This is a genomic window from Acidisphaera rubrifaciens HS-AP3 (assembly GCF_000964365.1).
In the GTDB taxonomy this organism is placed as follows: Bacteria; Pseudomonadota; Alphaproteobacteria; order Acetobacterales; family Acetobacteraceae; genus Acidisphaera; species Acidisphaera rubrifaciens.
In genome coordinates this window covers 1-1,394 of the sequence record NZ_BANB01000812.1, presented here as the reverse complement: position 1 = coordinate 1,394, position 1,394 = coordinate 1, and the positions used below count along the sequence as shown (strand labels likewise).

Sequence of the window (1,394 nt, the reverse complement as noted above, 5' to 3'; positions counted from 1 at the left end):
GCACGACGGCGGCGCGGCGTGCCCGCGGCGGCAGCATCCGCCAGGCGCGATGCAGCGGCGACAGGCTCATCGGTCGGACCGTGCGCCCGCCCGTGGGCGGGCGGCGAGCACGGCGGCGGCGGAATCGGTCACGCGGGCAGGCTCCCCGGGGCGCGGCACGGCGGATTGCCGAGACCGGCCGCCCGTATAGACTGCGCAGCATGCACGCCAATCCCAGCAGCGCCGACATCCTCGCCCGGCTGGTCGGCTTCGATACCACCAGCCGCAACTCCAACCTCGACCTGATCGCCTGGGTGCGCGACTGGCTCGACGGGCAGGGTGTGCCCTACCGGATCAGCACCAATCCGGCGGGCACCAAGGCGAACCTGCATGCGGTGATCGGGCCGCATGTGCCGGGCGGCGTCGCGCTGTCCGGGCACGTGGACACGGTGCCGGTGGACAACCAGGCGTGGCGCACCAACCCGCACCGGCTGCATGCCGAGGACGGGCGCCTGTACGGGCGCGGATCGGCGGACATGAAGGGCTTCGTCGCCTGCGCCCTTGCCGCCGTGCCGCGCCTGCGCGCCCGCGCGCTGGCGCAGCCCGTGCATCTGTTCCTGACCTATGACGAGGAGGTCGATTGCAGCGGCGCCCGGCGCCTCGCCGCCGATCTGGCGGAAAGCGGCCTGCGCCCGCGCGTGTGCATCGTGGGCGAGCCGTCGGGGATGCAGCCGATCGTCGCGCACAAGGGCAAGTTCGACGTGGCGGTGCGCGTGCGCGGCCGCGCCGGGCATTCCAGCATGCCGCATCAGGGCGTGAACGCGCTGCAGGCCGCAGCCGAGGCGGTCGCCTGGATCGCCGCCGACGCCCGCCGCCGCGCCGCCGAGGGGCCGTTCGTGGACGGGTTCGACCCGCCGCACACGACGGTCCATGTCGGCACGTTCCAGGGCGGCGAGATCCTGAACATCATCCCCGAGCATGCGCGCTTCGTCATGGAATGGCGCACCGTCCCCGGCGACGACGCCCGCGCCGCCCTGGCGGCGCTGCAGGACCATGTCGCGCGGGCGATCGAGCCGGCGATGCACGCGGTCGATCCGACGACCGGCTTCGAGTGGGAGACGCTGGTGGCGCTGCCGGGCCTGGCGCTCGACCCGCGCGACCCGCTGGCGGACATGGTGCGCCAGCTGTCGGGCTCGAACACCGCCGGCAACGTCAGCTACGTGACCGAGGGCGGCGTCTATCAGCACGAGGCGGGCATCCCGACCATCGTGTGCGGCCCCGGGCACATCGCGCAGGCGCACCGGGCGGACGAATATATCGACGCGGCGCAGCTCGACGCCTGCGACGCGTTCATCGACCGGCTGGCGGAGCGGCTGCTTGCCTGAGCGCGACGCGCCGCCGGCCCCGACGCTCGC

At 74.0% G+C, this 1,394-nt stretch carries 1 protein-coding gene; it reads left to right on the top strand.

Annotation, left to right across the window (positions count from 1 at the left end; translation table 11 throughout):
* The first annotated feature begins 200 nt into the window (after window positions 1-200).
* On the top strand, window positions 201-1,364 hold the full coding sequence (argE, locus tag B8460_RS18030) for an acetylornithine deacetylase (protein WP_148360688.1): 1,164 nt from the start codon (window positions 201-203) through the stop codon (window positions 1,362-1,364).
* Window positions 1,365-1,394 lie beyond the last annotated feature (30 nt).

Bases quoted from the DNA above. Each gene is read 5' to 3' on its own strand.
- argE (WP_148360688.1), top strand. From the start codon at position 201: ATGCACGCCAATCCCAGCAGCGCCGACATCCTCGCCCGGCTGGTCGGC.